Source organism: Desulfatitalea alkaliphila (assembly GCF_022968795.1).
Classification (GTDB): domain Bacteria; phylum Desulfobacterota; class Desulfobacteria; order Desulfobacterales; family Desulfosarcinaceae; genus Desulfatitalea; species Desulfatitalea alkaliphila.
Genome location: NZ_JALJRB010000003.1, coordinates 198,532 through 221,654 on the forward strand (window position 1 = coordinate 198,532; position 23,123 = coordinate 221,654).

Below are 23,123 nucleotides of genomic sequence, written 5' to 3' on the forward strand. Positions count from 1 at the left end.
CCTTAGGGGTATGCGCGAAACACTTTGCCGTGGAGGTTTCGAAGCGTTCCGTCCAACTCATCCATGGAAAACGGCTTTGCGATCACCACGTCCACCGCGCTGATTTTCCCGATAATCATGTCCTCTTTTCCGCTGCCCGTCATGATGACCACCGCCACGCCGGGGCTGTATTGCTTGATGCGACACGCCAGCGCGACGCCATCCATCCCGGGCATCTCATAATCGGACAACACGATATCGAAGTTGTGCTTCAAAAAAACGTTCAATCCACTCTCGCCGTTGTCGGCCGATGCCACTTCGTAACCGAGCCCGGACAGCATTCTGGAGACAACGCTTCGAATGGCATCGTTGTCATCCACAACCAGAATCCTTGCAGGCGCCATTGATCATTTCCTTTCGCGATGGGTTCCGCCGTCCATGACAGCCTGCTCAACTTCTTTTGCCGCCGACGACCAAAAGTACACCGCCGATCACGATCGCCCCCACGCCGGCCCAAACGGGAACATTGACCCGCTCTTTGTCTTTGACCGACAGCTCCAGCGGTCCCAACTTGGCCTCATGGGTGCCCCGGGTGTAGGTGAAACCGCCATAGGCCAATCCCAATATGCCGGCAACGATCAATATGACGGCCGCAATTTTGAGTGCGCTCATTTCTTCTCCTCCTGCGTATGAATAGTTGTCATTCATTACCAATGCGGACGGTACGGCCTGAAGGGAAAAACAGTTCCATCCGGAACACTTGCAGGCGTATTTGGAATCAACTTCTGGAGCAGTGAAAACCGCGTCAGCGAAAAATCAGAGGGGGTGTCGGCATCAAACCGCACAGTATCGTTACGTATAAAATTAGCATATCGTCAGGCATAAGCAAGATTGGATAAATATGGGGTAAAAATGGGTTTCAACCCCATATTATCGACATCCGTCCCGCGCACAGGCTATCAGCCACGCCCATGGCACGGCCCGCGGCACGACCGGGTTCAAAAAGCGCTTTCAAAATCCCAGGGAGACCCCCAGGCCGTAGTACATGATTCTGTTCTTGTAAAACTGTCCGTGGGGATCGTACCCATTGTACCACTCGACAAGCAGGCGCAAGCGCCGCTGCCCGGGATTGGGCCGCCCAAACTCGAGACCGGCCCTCACATTGGTATCGATGGGCCAGTCATTCTCTTCCGAACTCTTCATGTCGACGCCGGCAACCGGTCTGCCGTTCCACAAAATGGGCTGACGCCCGCGAAATTCGAGCCCCCAGTGGGCCATAAGCGGCTTGAGATCTTCCGGCGTCTTGTGCACCAGGTACTCGCCCCCGCCGTACACCCTAAGCCCGCGCCATTCCCGGGAATAGATGAGTTCCACCGCCTCATAGCTCAAATTCACCCGATCGGGAGGATTCACGCTTTGAAGCAATTCATCCCCCAGGTGCGAGCTCTCATGATAAATGCGCGAGCGCAGGGAATGGTCGCCGCGCCGGTAGGTGGTGGCAAGACCGATGGTGTAATCGGCGTTGATCAAATCATAGGAAGGCGTGCTCATGTTGAACTTGGCGAACAGTGCGGCGGCCAGGCTCAGTTGCAAGCCGTCGCCCTCGCGGCTGCCGAAGAAGCGGTACAAACCGAAGGTCTCTCCAAAGCCCACGGAGGCCATGGTGTATCCCACCCCCAAGGACTCGAAGCGGTAAAAGCCGGCAAAAAATTGGGGCTGCTTGGGGTCGGCGATAAGCGGCCGGAACAGGTCGCCGGTGGGAAATATCTTACCATCGCCGGTGAGGCCCATCCAACGACGCAGCCCGCCCCCTTGATCGGCGCTGGATGGCTTGACCACAATCGATACGCCCAGCAGCCCGTCGATGGTGCGCAGTTGATCGCCGGCGGCCGCCTTTCGCTGTGGATCCGCTTCAAACAGGGTAATCGTTGCCACTGCGTCGACCACCTGCAGCGAATAGCTGTTTCTGTCCCATTGCAGCTCCCGTTCGAGGACGGAGGCGATGAAACCGGTCAGGAATGCATCCGCGCCCCTGTACGCGGCGCTTTCCGCACCCCCATTGGCGGGATATGGAAAAACCAGCATCAAGCAGATGACGGCGGCGCATGCGCACAGGGCTTTATTGGAACAGATGGTGACGGATGACGATATGCGCACTTGCTTCTCCCTGTGACGGTTAAATGCGTTTCCGGCCCTGAAGGACCTGCACCAGCATCACGATGATGGCAATCACCAGCAGGACGTGAAGGACGCCGCCCATCGTGTAGCCGGTCAGCAATCCCAGGGCCCAGAGAACCAATAGAATCACGAATAGTGTCCAAAGCATGACATGCTCCTTTCCGACGCCCCTGAACGCTTTTGGGGTGCGCCTGATTGAGTGAGTCGATCCCCCATCTTTTCAGCATCCTTATGTTGCCAGGTCGAAAAGACGGGCATTGAAATGACGTATATCTTCACTGTAATGTTACCATGTTCCCCATCGATGCAATATTTGACTGTTATTGGGTAAATATGGGGTTAATCCCCATACTATTGTATCGAAGGAGGGCTATTGCGTTTGCGGCACAATCTTCAATTCGACTCTGCGGTTGAGCTGGCGGCCCGCTTCGGTGGCGTTCGTGGCCACCGGCATTGTTTCGCCAAAGCCGACGGTTTGAATGCGGCCCATGCTCACTCCTCTTTGCACCAGGAGATTGCCGACGGCATCCGCGCGTCTGACGGAGAGGTCCATGTTGTAGGCATCCGCCCCGACACTGTCCGTGTGCCCCTCAACCCTGATCAGGGTTTCCGGATAGCGGGTGAGGACATCGGCAACGCGGTCGATCTCGGCATAAAGGCCGGGCTTGACCGCTGTGGCGTTGGTGTCAAAAGTCACATCGCCTTTAAAGGTCACCGCAAGCAGGTTGCCTTCCCGGCGTATGGCGGCAGCTTCGGAACCGGCCAGGACCCCGCGCATTTCACTTTCCTGGTTGTCCATCATTCTGCCCACTCCGGCGCCTCCCAGACCACCGACGGCTGCACCGATCGCTGCGCCCCAAAGCGTGCTTTGCGTATCCCGGCCAATCAGCTGGCCGATAACCGCACCCGCGGCAGCACCGCCGGCAGCCCCGTAAACACCCCCTTTTTGAGTTCTTGTTTGAGGTCCGGCGCACGCGACGATGACAAATAGAAAAACCAACGTACTTACGATTTTAAGTTTTTTCATTTCGACCCCCTTTGTTCATCGACAGGATTGGCAACAGCCGATAATTTGCGGCATTAATGGAAAACGGCCAACGCAAGTCGCCACTGGCCGATCATCGAACCAGTCCGAGAATGCCGAATATGATGAGATAGACGGCAACAATATAATTCAGAAGTCTGGGAACCACGAGAATCAGGACCCCCGCGATCAATGCGATTACGGGCTGTGGCGCTATGTCCAGTTGCATGTTGTTTTCCTCCTTTTCAGGTGGTGCATGAGCTACGATGATGCCGGATCATGAATTGCTGTCACAGGCCATGGGCTGCGGGCAGCGACGATATCCTGTCCGACAGGGATAACGCATTACTTCCAAACCACGGCCCGTATAAAGCATGAGGCGTTCTCATTCTTTTGCGCAGGTACGTCGGCTGTATCGGCCGGCAGTTGCGCGCTTAAGTCGTCATATACATGGTCTGCAATCAGGGCGTGCATATGGGTTGTCGGGTGCACATCATCCCAAAAAAGGGAGCCTTCGCCATCGAAATCATTCTCGACTGCGAAATTGGGTGCCGGGTCGGTCACGTTAGTGAAGCCGAAGGCGGTCGGGTTGTTGCGTACTTCCAAGAACAACGCCTCAACGTCAAATTCATAGATGCCTATGCCCGGGTGCGCGGTACTGAATGTGTCGATCATGTTTGCCAGTGCCGCATTGAAGTTGACGGTAAATGCAGTGGCCGGCTCTGCTTCGTTTGAACCCAACGTGGACGGTATGCTGCCCAGATCGGGTAAATTCAGAATCAGTATCGACATAGCCCCATTGTCGACCAATTCCGTCACGGCGACGTTGATATTGTCGACCGCGATTTGATAATCTCCATCCCCGTTGAGAAAATCGTTGCCGCCGATCCAGACGACATAAAGGTTTGTCGGCGAAAGCGAAGCACCCGCCGCCAGGAGGATATACAACCGCACCTGTTCGATCAGTCCCGGCGGCAGCGATCCGGAGGTTTCGGCGCCACCATAGGCTCGGCCGCTCAAATTGGTGTCAAAGTGGGTCGGGTCGGTCAAATATTCGACCCACACCCGTCCGTTGGAAAAACGGCCTTCCCAGTACAATGCCGGATCAGGCGCAGGCTGGCCGTCATACAGCACGTAATTGCCATTGTCCGACAGGCTGTCACCGAAGACGACGATTTCACCGTAGGGTCCTGCCAGGGCGTTCGATGCACCCAGCAGCAGTGCTACCGCCAAGAGAATACCATTCGCCAAGGATGTTTTGGTTTTATCCATTTGTTATTCCCCTTGATGGCCTGTTTTCGGCTCTCATAACAATGCGGCCGCTGTTTCTTCTTCTGCGTTTAGAGTGGCCGGGAAGTGAATACGCACCGTTGTTCCCCGGCCCGGATGCGACGCGAGCGCAATCCGGTTGATTCCCTACGAACTCACTGGTTGGTTCCTGGCTGCACAATGATCTCCACACGCCGATTGTTGGATCGGCCTTCGGGGCTCGCATTGTCGGCGATGGGTCGCACCTCTCCGATGCCTCGGGACGCTATGAATTGGGCCGGATATCCACGCGAGATGAGGTAAGCGCGCACCGATTCCGCCCGCCGCTGGGACAAATCCATGTTGTAGGCGGCAGAACCCTGAGCGTCCGTATGGCCCTCCACGATCAGCATACGGTTTTTGTCGGTCGACATAAGGGCCTCGGCGACCTGGTTCAGGCGGGACTGCGCCGCCGGCAGGATCGTCGCTTGGTCCGAAGCAAAGACGACGCTTCCCGACAGGGTGATGACGAGACCGCGGGCCTCTTCCTTCAGCATGGCGACCTTTGCCAGTTGTGCCTGGGCAACAGCCGTCCGCTGTTCAGCTTCGCGCCGGGCCTGTTGCTCGGCCTCGAATTTGGCGGCCGCATCTAAGGCTGCCCGATCGGCCGATCGCTGTTGGGTGTCGAGCCGGGCCTGTTGCCGCACTGCAAGGGTGGCTGCCTCAGCCGCGGTTGCCGCCTGCCTCTTTTCCGTTTGTGTCCTGGACAAGTCCTCTTTCGTCTTCGCAATAATCTCGCTCTGGGACGACTGGTAATCCCTGTTCGCCTGTGCGGCATCCCTTTTCTGGGAAGCGATGGAGGCGAGTGCATCCGCCATCATGGCCTTGCGCTCGGCCACATATGCAAGGTCTTTGGTCTGAAACGAATCGGGATCTTTCAAGAAGGACGCCTCCGCACGGTCGAGGGCCTGCTCGGCCTTGTACAGCTCCGCCGGAACCAGTTGCGCCGCAGGACCCGCGTTTGCATACTGGTAGGCTTGGCGGGCCTTGGTTAGTTCCATAGGGACGGTGGCAGCACAACCGGCGAGAAATCCCGCGCAGGCAACGAGCATCAGATATTTTGTCATTTTCATGGGTCGCTCCTTTCTAGTCTATGGACAAGCGGGGCAATTGGTTATCTTCCCTAAATTTGCGCACCCGCTCGATCGCCTCGGCAGCATCCGCCCTCTCATCCTGCTCGTGTGAGAGCGCGATCGCCAGTTCAGCATCGGCTTCGGCCCGTGTCAGCATGGAAGCGGCCCGTTCCTTTTCGCCGGCTGCGGCCAGCGCCTCGGCACGCGCCAGTTGCTCCTTGGCCAGATGTAAATGATACCCAGCGGTGGGACTTTCCATCGATCCGGCCACCTCGGCGGCGCGGATCGCCGACTTGGATTCCTCGGCACTCTGATGGAATGAAGGGCCGCTTGCACAACCCGTGAGCGCTGCGGCTAGCAGCAAAACGCCGCCCATGAGGGCCGGATTCAAATGTCGCATACACGCCTCCTTCTTGATTGCTGCATGATTGCGGCAATCTATTGTTTGTTGCCTTGAACCGCGCTGTGAGCTTTTTCTCGCTCATGACTATCCACGGCTGGTGGCTCTGTTAGGGTTGATTGCGTCTGACGGCAGCAACGGATGCCTGTCATCGGAATATGTGCGTCTCCCCCGACCGAAAAGGGGTTGCTGAAAATGCAGTGCGTTTTTCAAGGGGCTATTGGTGAAGATTTAGAATCCGCGGCAGCGCATACTGAACAGGAAGGCAACAGAGGCTCGACTCCGCATCGTCTCATCATGATCAATATTACTACATTTGCGAACAGACACAAGGCGGGATGATTACGGGGATAATACCGGGATAAACCCGATACTATTCGATGGTGGAAAGGAAGGTTTTCAGATTGATCTTCTTGTTTTTGATGCCGAGTTTGGCCCGGATGTTGTTACGGTGAAAATCGATGGTGCTTTCCGCCAGATTCATCATTTCCGCGATGGCCTTGGTGCTGTGGCCCTGGCGAATGAGGTTGGCCACCTCCAGTTCGGTGTGCGAGAACCGCAAAAACCGGCTGGCCAAGTTGCTCGAAAAGGGCGACACGATCTCCTTCAGGTTCGACTCCAGAACGGCGATGTAGGCTTTGAGTCTGGCGTCCAGCTTGCGCCGTTTGATCTTTTCCAGGTAGGGCATGACCAGTTGGTTGAGGTTCAACAGCACTTTATGCTCCAGCTCCTCCTTGTCCGCTTCCCGCTGCTTGAGCAGCACTTTAAGAGCGATGTTGGATTCCTCGAGACGGGTGGCCTTGTCTTTCAACTCGGCTGTTTTTAAGCGCAGCGACTCTTCCACCGTATTTCTACGCAGAACCTCCAGCTCCAGGGCCTTGTTGGACGCGATCAGATCCCGAGTGCGTTGGACGACACGCGTCTCGACCTCTTCATAGGCGTGGGCCAACTTTTCGGCCGCCTGCCGGCGCTCGGTGATATCCACCATCATGGCGCGGCACTCCTGCCCGTCGTGGGAACCGGCGGCGGTCATCAAGACATTCACCGGCCCACGCCCTTCTTCCGGCCCGAGGGTCAAATCGACTGAGGATTCGGCCTGGCCGACAAATGCGTTCTCCACAAAAGTGTTGAGGCGCGCCCGGTCCGGTTCGGCCACGAAAAGGCCCAAGCGCCTTCCTATCAGCCTGCTGCGCTCCAAACCCAGAAGGCGGGCCCCGGTCAAATTGATCTGTTGGATCGCACCCTCGCGGTTCAGGGTCAGGTAGCCCACCGGCGCAAAATCGTAAAGATCGGTGTAGCGCTCCAGCAAGGCCTCCATCTCGGCCCGGGACGCATGCAGCTCTTCGTTCTGCATCTCCAGCTCGATCTGGTGAACCTGCAGTTCGTGCACGAGCCGCTGCAAATCCGCCGTCTGCCGCCGGTCTGCCGCACCCGGCAGGCCGCGTTCCCGCAGGCGGTCCTCGGCCCGACGCCTCAGTTCGGCGCCATCCAGGGCGCTGGGTTCGTCCCTTTTCATGCGTTTCCCTTTCCGTCGCGCTTTTCGTTCTCGGCCAAGGCTTGGCGCAACCGGGCCTCCAACGCCTTGGCCTCGGTGATGTTGGAAAAGGTGATGACCACCCCGTCAATGCGGTTATCCATGGTTCGATAAGGCATGATGCGCACCAAAAACCAGCGCCCGTCATGGGTGGCGACCTGCTTTTCGGTGAACACCAGGGTCCGCAACACCTCCTTCGCGTCCGCCGTCATCTGCGGATAGTCCAGGTCGGTGACGACGTCGGTGATCGGCCGCCCCGCGTCGCCGGGGATCAGCTTGATGATCTGGGTGGTCCGGTCGGTGAAGCGGCGCACCGTGAGCGCATCGTCCAGAAAGAGGGTGGCGATGTCGGTGCTGTTGAGCAGGTTCTTCATGTCGTTGTTGGCCTGGGACAGCTCGTCCACCTTGGCCTGCAGTTCGTGGTTAATGGTTTGAAGCTCCTCGTTGAGGGACTGCATCTCTTCCTTGGAGGTGGTCAACTCTTCGTTGGTGCTTTGCAACTCTTCGTTAGTGGACTGCAACTCCTCGTTGGTGGATTTGAGCTCTTCCTGGGAAGTGCGCCTCTCTTCCCGGCAGGTTTGAATCTCATCGCGGGCCTGCTGCAATTCGCGCTCCAGGTCCGTCAGATCCGCGCCGCGGCCATCGGCCCGCGCGGAATCGGGCGCGGATTCGGCCTCGGGGGGTGTGTGCGTCTGCTCAAAGACGACCATCATCATCCCTTTCAGTGCAGCGGGCGCCGTGATGGCCTCAACGGTGACGTCCGCGATCTGCAACCCGCCATTGCTGTCCACTTGCACGCCCTTGAGCACAACCGCGGCGTTTTGCTGCAGCGCCTTGCGCCAGGCCGTGTTGAGCACGTAGCGCAACCCCTCGCGCGCCATGGCGAAAACGTTCCAGTTGGCCCTGCCCGCCGCCGGCTCCAAATACTTGCCCGTGCGTCCGCTGATAAAGAGGATGTCCCCCTTGTCGTTGGTCAGCACCGCCGCCGGGCAGTGGTGCTGCAACAAATACAGCTCCGCCAGGGACTGCAGGTTGGCGCCCGGCTTGCGGGCCGGGGCCGGATCGTCGGCCGACGACGGCGGGTGGGGCGTAAAGGCGGCTGGAAAGTCGATCGGCTCCGCCCACTGCGGCGTGTCCAGGCGCCGGTAAAAACGGTTTTTGCCGTCCAGCGGGGCGAACAGCGTGGTAAAGGCCCCGATGGTCTCCGCGCTTCCCAGGAACAGGATACCGTCGGCGTTCAGGCTGTAGTGAAACAGCGGCATGAGTTTCTTTTGCATCTCCTGGTCCAGGTAGATCAGCAAGTTGCGGCAGATCAGCAGATCCATCTTGGTGAAGGGCGGGTCCATGATCACGTTCTGGGGAGCGAAGATCACCATTTCGCGAATCTCCTTGATCACCCGGTACCCCAAGTCGTCCCGGACAAAAAACCGTTGCAGCCGCTCGTCGGAGACATCCGCGGCAATATTGGCCGGGTAGATGCCCGCGCGCGCTTTGTCGATGGCGTCCCGATCCAGGTCCGTGGCGAAGATCTGGAGCGAAACGTTGCCGGCCGGTTTGGCCTGCGCCAGGACCTCCTTGAAAACCATGGCCAGGGAATAAGCCTCTTCGCCCGTGGAACAGCCGCACACCCATGCGCGCAGCGCAGCGCCGTCGGCATGGGCGGCCAGCAGGCCCGGCAGGTACTGCGCCTTGAGCTGCGCCCATGCCGGCGGATCGCGGAAAAAACTGGTCACACCGATCAGCAGCTCCTTGAAGAGCAGCTCGACCTCTTGGGGATTTTCGCGCAGATACCGCACATAAAGGGCGATCTTGTCAATCTGGTGCAATCCCATGCGCCGCTCGACGCGACGGTAGATGGTACTCTTCTTGTAGAGGGAAAAATCATGGCCGGTCTGGGTACGCAGCAGGATATAGATTTTTTCGAGGGCACTCTGGGTTTTGGACGCCAGGCGCGAATCGCTCTTGTCGTCAAGGGGCGCGCGTTTCAAATAGGTGGCGATGCGAACCGGCAACTCCTCCGCCGGGGCGACCACGTCGGCCAATCCGGCGGCGATAGCGCTACGCGGCATGCCGTCGAACTTGGCCGAAGCCGGCGTCTGCACAAGGACCACCCCGGCCTTCTCCTTGATGGCCCTGAGTCCCAGGGTGCCGTCGGATCCCATGCCCGACAGGATGACACCGATGCTCCGGGAGCCGCAATCATCCGCCAGGGAGCGAAAGAAAAAATCGATGGGCAGACGCAACCCCCGGGGGGCGGCCGGTTCCAGCAAGTGCAGCACGCCGTGCAGGATCGACAGGTCTTTGTTGGGCGGGATGACATAGACGCAGTCCGCCGCGATTTGCTGGCGATCCTTGATCTGGACCACGGGCATGGTCGTTGTCCGCTGGAGCAGTTCCACCAGGATGCCTTTGTGGTTCGGGTCCAGATGTTGAACGATAACAAAGGCCATGCCACTTCCATCCGGAACGTGGCGCAGGAACAGCTCCAGGGCCTCCAGGCCTCCGGCCGAAGCGCCGATGCCCACGATGGGAAACGCATTAGATCGCATAGGCTGCCTTCAACGACGACATATCGTGTTATTTGTTGTAATTATCCCGACATGGTAGAAAGATCGATCGTCAGTGTCAAGGCTTCGTTCTTGCCTGCAGGCAACCGGCCGCGCCTGTCGATTCGGCCGCCGGCGTGACGCCGGGTCCGTCCTTTCCGGCAGTGTCGTTATTTGTCATGAATCCCCGGGACAGCCGATTTATCGCTTTTTTGCCTGCGTTTTTCCTCCACCGAAGCTTGCCTGCTCTTTTTCTGCTCCTTGCGCTTGTCTTTGTCCTTTTTTCCTTTGTCGCCCATTGTGTCCTCTTTTCGTATATATGACCCATTGTACCGCCTTGCATGCAGTTCAGTTCCGGCGATAATGGCGGTTAAAAATCAAAAGGAAGCTTCAAGGCTTGCGGATATCGAGTTTTCGCATGCGGGCGCGCAATGTACTGCGGTCCAGACCCAGGATTTCAGCCGCGCTGTTTTTACCGCTCACCTTCCATCCGGTCTGCTCCAGCACACGCTTGATGTAGTTGCGTTCGACATGTGCCAGGGTTTGGTCGGTCCTGGGGGTATCCTGACGGAGTCTTTTCAATTCGTCCACCAACCGCAGCTTGGGGCCCGAGGAGTTGATCACCGCCCGTTCGAGGACATTTTCCAGCTCGCGCACATTGCCGGGCCAGTGATAGTGCCCCAGCGCGTCCATGACGCCCGCCGGCACCACCTGGATGACCTTGCCCAATCTCCTTGCAATCCGGTCGATATAAAAGTTGACCAGCAGCGGGATGTCCTCCAGGCGGTCGCGCAAGGGCGGCATGGTGATCGGGAAAATGTTCAACCGGTACCACAGGTCCTCCCGGAAAGCGCCTTTTTGAACCTCCGCATGCAGATCGCGATTGGTGGCGGCAATGATGCGGACATTCACTTTTCGGGTTTCCGAGCTGCCCAGCCGTTCAAACTCCCCGTCCTCGATCACCCGAAGCAGCTTGGGCTGCAGTTCGAGGGGCAGTTCGCCGATCTCGTCCAAGAACAGGGTCGCGCCGTCGGCGACTTCGAAGCGTCCCAGGCGCCTGGACTGCGCGCCGGTGAAGGCGCCTTTTTCATGACCGAAGAGTTCACTTTCGATCAGATTGGCAGGCAGTGCGGCGCAATTCATCTTGACCAGGGCACGCGCCTTGCGCAGGCTTGCACCGTGAATGGCGCGCGCCACCAATTCCTTGCCGGTTCCGGTTTCGCCGAGTATCAGCACGTTTGTATCGGTGCCTGCGATTTGCTCCACCTTATAAAACACGTAATTGATAGCATCGCTGTTCCCGATGATGTCCTCATGGTTGTAAACCAGTTTGATTTCTTCCTGAAGATAGGCTCTTTCGGCTTCGAGCTGCTCCTTGAGCTTTTTTATCTCGGCCGTTCGTTCTTCAACCAACTCCTCGAGGTGCCTTTTGTAATACTCGCGCTCGGTCACATCCTCGATAGCCAACAGAATCAAATGGTTTTGGACCCCTTCCGCATTGATCCGCCTGGCATTCAAACGCATGATCTTGTACCCGATGCTTTGAAAGTCATGCGTCACCTCGAAATCGTAAAAACCGGTATTTTGAGGCAGGATTTCCTCCAGCAATTTTCGGAGTTCGGGGATGTCCCATTGCCGGTTGCCCAGGTCGTATATCAGCGCGCCCTCGGTCTGCGTAGGCTTGACCTTGAATGTCCGGTAAAAGGATGGGTTGGCCATTACGACATGCAAATCACGGTCGAGCACGATCAAGGGCTCGCGCATGGCCCCTAAGATACTGTTGTGAATATCCAGAAAGCTCTTTACCATTAATGGATCCCATGCTGGCCGACAAGAATGCAGGACTCCAAAAAAATAACAGAAAACAGGGCTGCCATCAATTGTTTCCACTGTCCATCAGGGTGCTCCGCACGCCAAGGACGGCCAGGATTGCGATGGCCATCCATCTGGTGTCCATTTTTGTATCCTCTTCCTCTCTGAACCCGAGGTGCCCGGCAAGAGGGTACGCCACGCCAAGGGCGCGCTAGGATGCCATTGCAGGTGCAGCATCCGATAGCATCCGTCGGAGCTCATCGCCCTGCACACTCTCCTTTTCAGAAAGCAGCCGGGCCAAATTATTCAAGACGGTCCGCCGCTCCGCGAGGATCTTACGCACGCGCTGATGTGCTTCATGGACAAAGCGCGTGACTTCGTCGTCGATTTGCGAAGCCTTGGCTTCACTGTAGTTTTTGCCCTGGGAAAAGCTGTCCGGAAGGAACATGGCCTGACGCGGACGCTCATAGCTCACCAGACCCAGCAGGTCACTCATGCCGTACTCCGTGACCATGGCGCGGGCGATGTCCGAGGCCCGCTGCAGATCGTTCTGTGCCCCGGTGGAGATTTCATTGAACACCAGTTCTTCCGCCACCCGGCCGCCCAATAGAACGGCCAGGCGATCGTTCAGCTCAGAGCGGGTCAACAAATAGCGGTCCTCCGTTGGCTGCTGTTGGGTGTATCCGAGAGCGGCGATCCCACGGGGAATGATCGAAATTTTATGCACCGGATCGGCATGTTCCACCGACTCGGCCACAATCGCATGCCCGGATTCATGGAAGGCGACGATTTCTTTCTCCCGCGCATTCATCACCCGGTTTTTCTTCTGGAGACCGGCGACCACACGATCGATGGCTTCGTCGAAATCACTGGGCGCCACGGCGTCCTTATCGTTGCGGGCCGCCAACAGCGCGGCTTCATTGATGATGTTGGCCAAATCCGCGCCCACGAAGCCCGGTGTGCGGCCGGCGATCCGGCGCAGATCGACTTCGGGCCCCAGCGCCACGTGCCGCGAATGGATCTTGAGGATCGCCTCCCTCCCGTTGATATCCGGTCGATCCACCAGGACCTGCCGGTCCAGACGCCCCGGCCGCATCAGGGCCGGGTCCAGAATTTCAGGCCGGTTGGTGGCGGCCATGATAATAACCCCTTTATTGGTTTCAAAACCGTCCATCTCCACCAGGAGCTGGTTCAAAGTTTGTTCCCGTTCGTCATGCCCGCCCATCACGTTCATGCCCCGTGCCTTGCCCAGAGCGTCCAGCTCATCGATGAAGATGATACACGGCGCTTGCGCCGCGGCCTGTGAAAACAGATCACGCACACGGGCCGCTCCGACGCCGACGAACATCTCCACGAATTCGGACCCGCTGATGGAAAAGAACGGCACTTTGGCCTCCCCGGCCACGGCACGCGCCAGCAGGGTCTTGCCGGTGCCCGGCGGACCGACCAGCAACACCCCTTTGGGGATTCTGCCTCCCAATTTCTGAAATTTTTCCGGCGTTTTCAGAAATTCGACCACCTCCTCGAGCTCTTCCCTGGCCTCATCGATGCCGGCCACATCGGCGAAAGAGACCTTGGTGTCGCTTTGCGCGAAAATCTTGGCCTTGCTCTTGGAAAAAGACATGACGCCCATGCCCGCGCCCATCTTTTTCATGGCGAACCGCCATATCAGGAACATAATGCCAAGCGGCAGAATCCAGGAGATGAGGCTGCCCAGGAATCTGTTTTCATTCCTTCCGGAATAATTTATCAGGCCCTCATCGAGCTGCCCCACCAATTCCGGATCATGGACCCGGACGGTGGTAAACGCTCGTTTGGGGGTTCCTGCCAGCGTGCCCTTGATACTTTCCGGTCCGATGATCAATTCTCCCGCGACGCCCTGGTCGACATACTGCTTGAACTGGCTGTAGGAAATCGTTTCCGTTTTAGCAGAAAACAGCACCGGCTGCAGATAAGTAAATAGAATCATGGCCAATACGAAATACCAGAGGTTAAACCGCTTTTTGGCCGGCAATCCTGTCTGCTTTTGCGGAGGATTGTCGAGGTTGAAAAAGGAACGCAGCTTATCCGCCAAATTTTTGTGTGGTTCTTTATTGTCCATGGTGGCCGGTTCTACTTTCCTGACTGTTGTCCATCCATAATTGGATTCGCGTTTTTGATGTATCGATAAATATCGCTGTCCGTGGTCAGGATCAAAACGGCGTTCGGATTGACCTTGTCCTTGTAGCTTTCAAGGGTGCGCAAAAAAGCATAGAATTCTGGATCTTTATCATAAGCACGGCCGTAAATGCCGGTGGCATCGGCATCGCCCTGCCCTTGAACCTCCTGCACCCGGCGGTAGGCGGTCGAGCGGATTCGGCGCAGTTCTTTTTCCATGGTCCCAAGAATTTCAGCGCTACGGCCTTCGCCTTCGGAGCGAAACTTTGCGGCAATGCGTTTGCGCTCGGAGATCATGCGCTCATAGACCTTTTCGCGAACGCTTTCCACATAATCGAGACGCTTGATGCGCACGTCCACCAACTCGATGCCGTATTGCGGAATGATCTTCTGTGCTTCAGCCAGGATGGTGCGCGTGATCTCCTCCCTGCCGCGGGCGATCTCCCTCTTCAACTCTTCTTCGCGTTCTTTTGGGACCTCATCCAATACTTCTCCCTCAGGCAATTTCCACGAAGCACTGCGGACGAGCTCCACGAGCTCGCTGCTGGACACCTGGTCGCGCACCACCGAATCGAGAATGTCGTTCAGACGCGACTGGGCCCCCGCCTCGTTGGCCACGTTCTCCAGAAATTTCCTTGCGTCGGATATTCGCCAGCGGGCGGTGGTATCCACCCAGATGAACTCACGTCCCTTGGTGGGAATCTGGTTCGGATCGCCATCCCAGACCAGCAGGCGCTTTTCGAATCGCCGGACCTCTTGCAAAAAGGGCAGTTTCATGTGCAGGCCCGCCTCGGTGATCGTTTCGCCGACCGGTCGGCCGAATTGCACGACAATCGCCTGCCGGCCCTCCTCCAGCGTGTACAGAGCACCATAGAGCAGGATGACGACCACCACCGCGATTACGATGCCGATTGCTTTGCCGGTATACTTCATGGTTGCCTCCCTTGTGCCGCTGGTTGCGTGCCGGAATCCAGTGGGAGCCACGGCACCATGGCCTTCTGGTCCTTATCCACGATATAAAGCCCCTTCATGTCCGCCAGAAAACCGGTCATGACCTCAAGGTAAAGTCGGCGGCGGGTGACCAGGGGCGCCTGCTGATACTGTCCCAAAATGGCCTCGAAGCGGGTGGCCTCGCCTTGGGCCCGGTTTACACGTTCCAGGGCATAGCCTTCGGCCTCACTGATGCTTTGCACGGCCACGCCCCGGGCTTTGGGGATTTCCCGGTTGGCCTGTTCCTGGGCGATATTGATGGTGCGCTCTTTGTCCTGCCGGGACTCATTGACTTCATTGAAGGCCGGCTTTACCGCGTCCGGCGGAGTGACGTCCTGAAGTTCCACGGTCACCAGGCGCACACCGGTTTCATAGGCCGTCAGGATTTTCTGGATCTCGATCTTTGCTCCACTGGCCACCGCCACCCGCCCGGTGGTCAGCACTTCGCTGCCCAGACGGTTGCCCACCGCTTGGCGCATGACCGCCTCGGTGGTGTCGCGAATTGTTTTCAATGTGTCGCGCACCTTAAACAGGTAAAGAATAGGGTCTTCTATTCGGTACTGGACGATCCACTGGACATCGATCACGTTCAAGTCACCGGTCAGCATCAGCGATTCGTCTTTGTAAGTACCGCGCGTATCGTAACGGGTCTTTTCACCGGGAACGGCGGACACCGTTCGAAAACCGAACTCTTCCTTGAGCACGCGCGCCGTCGGCACCAGGCGAACCTTTTCGATGCGGTACGGCAGCTTGAAATGCAGCCCCGGGCCGGCCGTGCGCATGACCTTGCCGAAGCGTTGCACAATGCCGGTCTCCTCGGGTTGAACGGTGAACCATGCGCTCCAAAGGGCAACGACCACCACAACGGCCGGGAGAATCAGACCCATTCTGCCCTTGAAGCGATTCAGCTGCTGCCGAATTTTCTCCACTACCTCTTCCAAGGTTGGTACGGACCCCCCGGAGGGTTGATTCCATTCCGTCATGACTTACCTCCTGCTGTCGGCGTTGGGTACCGCCGCTGAACCTGCTTTGTTCCTGATTTTCTTGATAGCCGTCATTCCTTCTAAATGTGAAACCGTGTAAATCTGTATTTCCAAAGGTTCGCATAACAGCGCTTTTGTACCCAACAAGACGCCGAACTCTTGAGATGACAGATGACGGTTCAGGTATTGACGGGTTTTCCACTCCCCCAGCAGGCTGAAACGGTTTGCGTTCTCAATGTCGCAAAACACGCCGAAACTTAGGCAACCCGCCTTCTTTACCGTCGGTTCGATCATCGAAAGAAGGGTTTGCTGTATTTCCAACCGCTTCTCCGGGATTGTGTTCATGGTCATTCTAAAGACAATCATTGCGGTAACCTCTCAACAAAAGGCATAGACCGTTAACCGACGATTTCCCGCACGTTTCTTTGATTGCGGGCATGACCTGCGGGGTGCCGGCAAGACAGTTGCAGGACGGCGACCCGGCGGGTTTTTATCTGCAGTTTTAAAGAGCAAGCTTCATACCATGCCATTTTTATTCTGCATTTCAGTCGCATCGTGCTGAATTAGTGGGGGAACCGGAAACAGCAACACCGGCGGGCCCGATCCGATCATGCCTGGATTTGGTGGTCACATTTACCCAAAGGTCATATATGGCCCTTTGGCAAACAGGCGCCAGCGCCCCTGAACGAGGCATCCGGGGCGGGTTGCCGTTGATGAGAGCTGCAAAGGAGGGGACCGTCGATGATGCTCAGTGACGCAAGATGCCACCTGCCGCTGTCGACGGAATGATGCGCCGGCTTCAATGCTGTTTGTGACGCAGAAACAGTTTTCTCGATTCCGCAATCAATATAATCACCAGGGCGCCGACGGCGCAGACACCCAGTTCCGCCGGCCGCAGCGGCGTGGTGCGAAACACGATGTTGAAAAACGGGACATAAATAAGAATCAACTGCAGGGTCAGTGTGATGCCGATGGCCAGCAACAGCATCGGGTTGCCGAGCCAGGATTTCGTAAACAGCGATTGCGTTCGCCTGCGCACACACAGCGCATAGGCCATCTGACAGAAGGTCAGCATGGTGAACACCATGGTCTGCCAGGCGTTCGAACCGGCACCGCCATCCCAGAACCAGTACCCGGTCCCTACCGACATCAGCCCGATAATGAATCCCATGACGAGAATCTGTAATCCCAGCCCGCGGGCGAAAATGCCTTCCTGCGGATCGTAGGGCGGCCGGTTCATCACATCGTGCTCGGCATCTTCGAAACCCAAAGCAACGGCCGGCACGCCATCGGTCACCAGATTGATCCATAAAATTTGAATCGGCAGCAGCGGCAGCGGCATGCCGACCAGCGGCCCGGTGAGCATGACAACGATCTCACCAGTATTGCCGGTGAGGATGTACCTGACAAATTTGCGGATGTTATCGTATATGCGGCGACCTTCTTTGACGGCGGCGACGATGGTGGCAAAATTATCATCCAGCAGGACCATATCGGAGGATTCTTTGCTGACGTCGGTACCCGTAATCCCCATGGCCACACCAATGTCGGCGGATTTCAGCGCCGGTGCATCGTTGACGCCGTCGCCCGTCATCGCGACGACCTCATGCTGGGCCTGCAGCGCGTCGATGATGGCCATTTTATGCTTGGGCGAGACGCGCGCAAAGACGGAAACCGCCTTGATTCGGGCACTGAGTGCGTCGATGGTCATCTTGTCGAGGTCCTGCCCGGTCAGCACCGTATCTGAGGTGGTCAGCCCCAACGTTTTGGCGATGGCGACAGCCGTCAGGGGATGATCGCCGGTGATCATAACCGGACGAATCCCGGCCTGCTTGCACAGCCGAACGGACTCTATGGCTTCGGGACGCACCGGATCGAGCATGCACGCCATACCCAGAAAGACCAGATCCTGCTCATAGTGCGCCGGTTGGTCCAGCTCCGCGACAGTCATCAACCGATAGGCCAGACCCAGCACCCGAATGCCGCTTTTTGCCATCGCGGCGTTTTCGGCTGAAAGCGCCGCCTTTTTCTTTTCGCTGAGGGGTTGAATGGCGCCATTTATAAGGATGCGACCGCACACCTCGATCAAACCATCGGTCGCCCCTTTGGTCAGCACCAGGTGATCGGCCTGCCCCTGCTGTACGGCGGCGGCGAGAACAGGGTGCAAAGTCGTCCCCTGGGAAGGCGGCGACAGGGCGTGAACGGTGGACATGCGTTTACGCTCGGAATCGAAAGGCAGTTCACGCACACGCGGCAGCAGGGTTTGCAGATCGCGCTGCACCAGCCCCGCCTGTTGGGCCGCAAGCACCAGCGCGCCTTCGGTGGGATCGCCGAGGGTGCCGTTGGGCGTGTTTTCGTCGATGACAGCATCGTTGCACAGCGTCCCGGTCAGCAACAGCAGACCGAGATCGGCATCAGCGCCGTGTTCGGCCGCCACTTCGGCAAGGGAATAGCGGCGATCCGGCAGCACCACATCCGAGACCGTCATTTTATTCTGTGTCAGGGTGCCGGTTTTGTCGGAACAGATCACGGTCACCCCGCCCAGGGTTTCCACGGCCGGCAGTCGCCGGATCAACGCTTTTTTCTTCAACATCTGCTGTGCGCCCAGAGCCAGGGCAATGGTGACGACCGCCGGCAGGCCTTCGGGGATGGCCGCCACCGCCATGCTGATGGCCGTCATGAACATTTCCTTTACGCCCGCGCCCTGCAGATAGATCATGCCGGCAACGATGACGATCAACAGCCCGGCGGCCATGGCCAAGGATCTGCCCAGCTTCGCCAAGCGCCGTTGCAGCGGCGTTTGCTCATCCTCCACGTCCTGAAGCAGGGTGGCGATTTTGCCCAATTCGGTCTGCATGCCGGTACCGGTGACCACGGCCTCCCCTCGTCCGTAGGTTACCACCGTGCCCCGGTAAGTCATGTTCTTCCGATCGGCCAGGGCAAGATCGCCGTCCGGCAGCGCGCCGGTATCTTTGTCCACCGATTCGGATTCGCCGGTCAGGGCCGCTTCCTGGACTTTGAGATTCGCGGCTGAGATCAGCCGGGCATCCGCGGGCACAATGTTCCCGGCTTCGATGAGCAGGATGTCGCCCGGGACCAGGTCCTTGGCCGAAATCTGTTGCTCTGCGCCGTCGCGCCGCACCCGCACATGGGGCACCGTCATTTTTTTGAGGGCCGCCATGGCGTTTTCGGCCTTGAACTCCTGCCAGAACCCCAAAACCGTATTGAGCACCACAATGACGAGAATCACGATGGCATCGATGTATTCCTGCAACACCGCCGAAACAACCACGGCAGCCAGCAGGATCAGAATCATGACCTCCTTCACCTGGGCCAACAGAATCCGCCAGGGCTTTTTTTTCCCCTTTTCGATCAGTTCGTTTGGGCCGTACACGCCCAGCAGCCGCGTTGCCGCGGACGTCGACAGGCCCTGCTGGAAGGATGTTTCATGGTGCTCGAGCACCTTCTCGGCACTCAGGCGATGCGGTGCTTGCATTGGTAATCCTCAAACAGGTGGGTGAGGTTCAGGTACCCAAACCGAAACGGATCCCCCTTTACAGCGAAATTCCGCCCAGCTCGGATGATGCGTCAGCTCACCGTTTTGAAGAACGCGGCCCCGCAAGGAGCCAGAGGATCAATCCGATCAACGGCAGGATGAGCACCAGGACGGTCCAAAACACCTTCGCGCCCGTCGAAGCGCTGCTTTGAAAAATTTGAACAATGGCCCATACGCAGGCGACCAAAAGAATCAGACCGAAAATCCCGCCTACTTCAATGCCCATGCGGCACCTCCTGTTGGGTTGGTTTATATGCAGCCACTAACCATTTCCTATGGATTCCAGATCCGCTGCCAGACCCAGGGCAAACGCTCTGCGCCCCGGTTGCCCCTGATGGGTTGGCCCGGGGTGGGGACAGGGTGCGGGTTTCCCATCTCGGCGACCTTGAATTGAAAGACATAGTAGGGTTCCAGCCCCATTCGCAAATCAGATAAAACGATGGCGTCGTCGCGTTGTTGAACTGCATAAAAGCCGTGGGTGAACCACCGCAGCCGTTGCACCGGCCAATGTTCGGCGAGACCGTCCAGCAGTTGTTCATTGCGCGGATAATGAATGAACCGGATGTTCCGCTGTTGATCCAACAGAGAATAAAAACCTTCGTAGTAACCCTGATCATCCATCACGAGCACCCGCCACAACACCGTGTTGAACGGCGTCGGCACGGTGAGCACGTTTTGATATGCAATGTTTTGCCGCGCCAATTCGTGTTTAACGGTATCGTTGACATACACCTTGGCGCCAATGCTCCAGACCAGGTAAACGGTGCTCAAGGCCAGGCAAACGGTGTTGAATCGATGGCCCCGGCCACGCTTGCGGGACATGATGACCGCGGCCAATACACCGCCGATCAGCGGGATCGAATAAACCGGGTCGATGATGAACAGCGTGGACCACATGACCGGTGGGGTGGGCAAGGGCCACAGGATCTGGGTGCCGTACACCGTCAGGCCATCCAGCAGGATGTGGGTGATCAATGCCAGAAAGACCAGCACCCCCCAGCGTGTGCGGTATTCACGCGTGCCCGGATGTATTTTGAGGATAAACCAAACCAAAACGGGGGTGAGGGCGGTCAGTACGAAAATCGAATGGCTGAAGCCGCGATGATAGGTGAAGTTTTCCACGGCGCCCCCGAAGGGAATGAGCACATCCAGATCCGGAAACAGCCCGCAGAGCCCGCCCCACAAAGCGGCGCGATTGCCGATGCGGCGGCCCAAGACGGCTTCCCCGATTGCAGCGCCCAGTGCGATTTGCGTAATTGAATCCATTGCAGCACCATTCTGGAAATGAAATGGGCATCACCCCTTTTCGATGTGATCCGGCGACACCCAGGCCGCTTCATTATAACAATGGATTATAAGAACGCAAAAAATAGCAGGGCGAAGGGTATACCCGCACGAGATCACGGCTATCCGCCTTGCCGATGGCGGGTGTGATGCGCATGACCGCTTGTTGCTGCGCAACACTGGCAAAAGCCCTTGCGGGCAGTTTAAAGTTTTAAGTGTTTTAAGGTATGGATCGGGGCGGTTTGCCGAACATTCGCAATATCGCATATTGATTTGTGATTATTATCGTGTTATGAGTTACCGTTAATCGAAGCTGCGTGATCGTCCGTCACAGACATCCTGCCTTGGTACCGAAAGCCCAGGAACAATCCACATCAACTGCCTGTCTTTTACGCACACACTTGCTTTGAACCGCCCCCGGCCACCGGGATGGTTGGCATAGGCCGTATACTTTTACTCCCGTACGCGAAGATCAATGGGTACGGGAGTGCTCATCCCCGGATTCAGCAGCAATCAACGCAACGTCGTCGATTGCCGTTATCAGTAGGACAAAAGGAGAAATAAGAAAAACATTATTATGAACAAACGATTGAAAATCATACCCATTGGCGGTCTTGGCGAAATCGGCAAGAACATGACCGTCCTGGAATACGGCCGGAACATGATCATTGTCGATTGTGGGATCAAGTTCCCTGAAAATGACATGTACGGCATCGATCTCGTGCTGCCCGATTTCGATTACATTGTTAAAAACAAAGATAAGTTGCGCGGCATCGTACTGACCCACGGCCACATGGACCATATCGGCGGCCTCCCCTACCTGCTCAAGGAGGTGATGGCCCCTGTGTACGGCACGGATTTGACTTTGGGCATGGTACGACGCCAGCTCGATGAGGCCGGCCTGGGTAAAAAGGCAACATTGCAAAAGATCGACGACAAAGAAACGATCCATATCGGTCCGTTTCAAGTAAGTCCCTTTGCAGTGGCGCACTCCATCCCGGCTTCCGTGGGACTGGTCATCGACACGCCCGTGGGGGCCGTGGTGCATACCGGGGATTATAAGCTGGATGAAACGCCGGCGGGCGGCCGCACCACCGATTTAAAACGGCTGCGGGAGTTGACGCCCAAGGGTGTGCTTGCATTGCTGGCGGACAGCACCAATGCCGACCGGCCGGGCCGCACGCCCACCGAACAGCTCGTGACATCCGCACTGGATATCCTGTTTGCCGAAGCCCGCGGCGGCCGCATCATCATCGCCACTTTCTCTTCCGTGCTGGCACGCTTCCAGGAAATCGTCCACCTGGCTGCAAAACATCACCGCAAGCTGGCCTTGACCGGGCGCAGCCTCATACAAAATGTAGAACTGGCCCGGGAACTGGGACACCTGAAGATTCCCGAGGGGATGCTGGTGGATATCAAGGCCAAGGTGCCGGAAGGCGATCTCGTGATTTTATCGACCGGCTCCCAGGGCGAGCCGAAGTCCGCGCTCAATCGCATGGCCAAGGGTGAACACCGGGACGTGCACGTGCATGCCGGAGACACCATTATCATGTCCGGCGGCGCCATCGAGGGCAACGAAGAACATGTGGGCCGGATGCTCAACCACCTTTTTGGCCGCGGCGCGAATGTGATTTACGGTGCGATGGCGACGGTGCACGTTTCCGGTCACGGCAGCCGCGAAGATATGCGCATCATGATGGACGCCGTCCGCCCGCGCTTTTTGATCCCCGTACATGGTGAAACCCGCCACCTGCACCTGCACTCCCGTCTGGCGGGAATCAGCGGCCTGGCGTCGAAGTCGGTTTTTATCCTGGAAAACGGAGCGACATGGGTCAGCGACGGCCAAACCGCATGGCTGGAAGAACCGGTGGGGATCAAGGATGTTTGGGTCGATGGCTCCCTGGTGGGCGAAATCGGCGATCGGGTGGTGCAGGACCGGGAGCGCCTGTCACAGAACGGGTTTGTCTTGTGTTATGTGCCCATCGACAAGCAGCGCAAACTGGCCGGCGAAGTTCGGCTGTTCAGCCAGGGCTTTTTGCAGATGGACACCTCCGGAACCCTGATGGAAGAGGCAAAGCGGAATTTGAAGCGGGCGCTGAAGAAAAACGGCTGCCACCCCCGGGAAAACGTCCGCAAGACCCTGCAAGATTTTTTCTACAATGAGACGCAGTCCAGGCCCGTCATTTTGCCCCACATCGTCACGGTGCTTGCCGCCCCTGCTCTCGCGACGCCGCGTCAATCGTCGTGAAAAGTTGGCCCCCACGACCAGCAAGCGATGTTTCGACCTTGATGTCCGGAG

General features: G+C 57.5%; 21 protein-coding genes. 1 reads left to right on the top strand and 20 read right to left on the bottom strand.

The window, feature by feature from the left end; translation table 11 throughout:
• Positions 1–2: 2 nt before the first annotated feature.
• From MRX98_RS04490 to MRX98_RS04575, 20 genes are all read right to left on the bottom strand, one after another.
• Positions 3–383 carry a response regulator gene (locus MRX98_RS04490; protein WP_246903350.1) on the bottom strand — a complete coding sequence of 127 codons (381 nt, stop codon included), beginning with the start codon at positions 381–383 and terminating at the stop codon, positions 3–5.
• 46 nt (positions 384–429) lie between these two features.
• The gene (locus MRX98_RS04495; protein ID WP_246903352.1) at positions 430–651 is read right to left on the bottom strand and encodes a hypothetical protein; all 222 of its coding nucleotides are present in this window, start codon (positions 649–651) and stop codon (positions 430–432) included.
• A 339-nt stretch (positions 652–990) separates the two neighbouring features.
• Positions 991–2,136, bottom strand: coding sequence for a DUF1207 domain-containing protein (locus MRX98_RS04500; RefSeq protein WP_246903354.1), 1,146 nt, complete (start codon positions 2,134–2,136; stop codon positions 991–993).
• 19 nt (positions 2,137–2,155) lie between these two features.
• Positions 2,156–2,305 carry a lmo0937 family membrane protein gene (locus MRX98_RS04505; protein WP_246903356.1) on the bottom strand — a complete coding sequence of 50 codons (150 nt, stop codon included), beginning with the start codon at positions 2,303–2,305 and terminating at the stop codon, positions 2,156–2,158.
• Positions 2,306–2,527: 222 nt separating this feature from the next.
• On the bottom strand, positions 2,528–3,184 hold the full coding sequence (locus MRX98_RS04510) for a YiaD family glycine zipper/OmpA-like lipoprotein (RefSeq protein ID WP_246903358.1): 657 nt from the start codon (positions 3,182–3,184) through the stop codon (positions 2,528–2,530).
• A gap of 91 nt (positions 3,185–3,275) precedes the next feature.
• The gene (locus MRX98_RS21970) at positions 3,276–3,410 is read right to left on the bottom strand and encodes a DUF3096 domain-containing protein (RefSeq protein WP_281432190.1); all 135 of its coding nucleotides are present in this window, start codon (positions 3,408–3,410) and stop codon (positions 3,276–3,278) included.
• Positions 3,411–3,526: 116 nt separating this feature from the next.
• The gene (locus tag MRX98_RS04515; RefSeq protein WP_246903360.1) at positions 3,527–4,453 is read right to left on the bottom strand and encodes an SGNH/GDSL hydrolase family protein; all 927 of its coding nucleotides are present in this window, start codon (positions 4,451–4,453) and stop codon (positions 3,527–3,529) included.
• Positions 4,454–4,605: 152 nt separating this feature from the next.
• A complete protein-coding gene (locus MRX98_RS04520; RefSeq protein WP_246903362.1) occupies positions 4,606–5,562 on the bottom strand; it encodes an OmpA family protein in 957 nt (318 codons plus the stop codon).
• Between the two features lie 13 nt (positions 5,563–5,575).
• A complete protein-coding gene (locus tag MRX98_RS04525) occupies positions 5,576–5,962 on the bottom strand; it encodes a DUF4398 domain-containing protein (RefSeq protein ID WP_246903364.1) in 387 nt (128 codons plus the stop codon).
• Between the two features lie 373 nt (positions 5,963–6,335).
• Positions 6,336–7,478: a LuxR family transcriptional regulator gene (locus MRX98_RS04530; RefSeq protein WP_246903367.1), complete on the bottom strand. Its 1,143-nt coding sequence runs from the start codon at positions 7,476–7,478 to the stop codon at positions 6,336–6,338.
• Entirely contained in the window at positions 7,475–10,045 is a 2,571-nt protein-coding gene (locus MRX98_RS04535) for a chemotaxis protein CheB (protein ID WP_246903370.1), read from the bottom strand. Before MRX98_RS04535 ends, MRX98_RS04530 begins: the two co-directional genes overlap by 4 nt.
• Before the next feature lie 167 nt (positions 10,046–10,212).
• Positions 10,213–10,341: a hypothetical protein gene (locus tag MRX98_RS21975; protein WP_281432191.1), complete on the bottom strand. Its 129-nt coding sequence runs from the start codon at positions 10,339–10,341 to the stop codon at positions 10,213–10,215.
• Between the two features lie 91 nt (positions 10,342–10,432).
• Entirely contained in the window at positions 10,433–11,851 is a 1,419-nt protein-coding gene (locus MRX98_RS04540; protein ID WP_246903373.1) for a sigma-54 interaction domain-containing protein, read from the bottom strand.
• A 214-nt stretch (positions 11,852–12,065) separates the two neighbouring features.
• The gene (gene ftsH, locus MRX98_RS04545; RefSeq protein WP_246903376.1) at positions 12,066–13,928 is read right to left on the bottom strand and encodes an ATP-dependent zinc metalloprotease FtsH; all 1,863 of its coding nucleotides are present in this window, start codon (positions 13,926–13,928) and stop codon (positions 12,066–12,068) included.
• A gap of 38 nt (positions 13,929–13,966) precedes the next feature.
• Positions 13,967–14,944: a protease modulator HflC gene (gene hflC / locus MRX98_RS04550; protein ID WP_246903379.1), complete on the bottom strand. Its 978-nt coding sequence runs from the start codon at positions 14,942–14,944 to the stop codon at positions 13,967–13,969.
• Positions 14,941–15,984 (bottom strand): FtsH protease activity modulator HflK, encoded by a 1,044-nt coding sequence (hflK, locus tag MRX98_RS04555; protein ID WP_246903381.1) that lies wholly within the window; start codon positions 15,982–15,984, stop codon positions 14,941–14,943. Before hflK ends, hflC begins: the two co-directional genes overlap by 4 nt.
• Positions 15,985–15,987: 3 nt before the next feature.
• Positions 15,988–16,350, bottom strand: coding sequence for a putative quinol monooxygenase (locus MRX98_RS04560; protein ID WP_281432192.1), 363 nt, complete (start codon positions 16,348–16,350; stop codon positions 15,988–15,990).
• Positions 16,351–16,783: 433 nt separating this feature from the next.
• Positions 16,784–19,480, bottom strand: coding sequence for a cation-translocating P-type ATPase (locus MRX98_RS04565; protein WP_246903385.1), 2,697 nt, complete (start codon positions 19,478–19,480; stop codon positions 16,784–16,786).
• 97 nt (positions 19,481–19,577) lie between these two features.
• Positions 19,578–19,766: a PLDc N-terminal domain-containing protein gene (locus tag MRX98_RS04570; protein ID WP_246903386.1), complete on the bottom strand. Its 189-nt coding sequence runs from the start codon at positions 19,764–19,766 to the stop codon at positions 19,578–19,580.
• A 47-nt stretch (positions 19,767–19,813) separates the two neighbouring features.
• Positions 19,814–20,806, bottom strand: a complete 993-nt coding sequence (locus MRX98_RS04575; protein WP_246903388.1) for a metal-dependent hydrolase — start codon at positions 20,804–20,806, stop codon at positions 19,814–19,816.
• A 595-nt stretch (positions 20,807–21,401) separates the two neighbouring features.
• Between MRX98_RS04575 and MRX98_RS04580 the strand changes: the two genes are divergently transcribed.
• The gene (locus tag MRX98_RS04580) at positions 21,402–23,072 is read left to right on the top strand and encodes a ribonuclease J (RefSeq protein WP_246903389.1); all 1,671 of its coding nucleotides are present in this window, start codon (positions 21,402–21,404) and stop codon (positions 23,070–23,072) included.
• Positions 23,073–23,123 lie beyond the last annotated feature (51 nt).